Source organism: Pedococcus sp. P1_H8 (genome assembly GCF_056405175.1).
Genome location: NZ_JBFUCP010000195.1, coordinates 1 through 471 on the forward strand (window position 1 = coordinate 1; position 471 = coordinate 471).

Below are 471 nucleotides of genomic sequence, written 5' to 3' on the forward strand. Positions count from 1 at the left end.
CTCAAGATCTTCTCCGGCGAGGAGGTCACGCGGCAGTCGCCCTGGGTGGTCACCACCCGCGACGACCTCCTCGCGGAGTTGCCCGACGCCGACAACCCGACAGAACACGACCTCGTGGAGAAGGCCGCCCTGCTCGACGAGCTGGTGTCGAGCAACGGGGCCTGAACCGCAACCGCCCGCACACCCGACACCCGGACACCAGAAAGCCCCGGTCCTTTTTGCAAGGGCCGGGGCTCTCGGGTCGGACCCGACTAGCGGGTCGTCAGACTATGCGTTGCCGGACAGCTTCTCCCGCAGCGCAGCGAGCTGTGCATCGCTGGCCAGGGATCCGCTTGCCTCGGACGAAGCCGCGACAGCCTCGCCGCTCTCGTCCGCACCGGTCTCGGAGGAGTAGTTGGTGCCGGCAGCGCCGGCAGCAGCCTCGGCGGCCTCGTCGGCAGCCGTCTTCTCCATCTGAGCGGTGTGCATCTT

General features: G+C 68.4%; 1 pseudogene. It reads right to left on the reverse strand.

The features are described from left to right. Positions 1–267: 267 nt before the first annotated feature. Positions 268–471, reverse strand: a pseudogene (gene rpsA, locus AC1DYG_RS19555) (30S ribosomal protein S1); the annotation flags it as partial.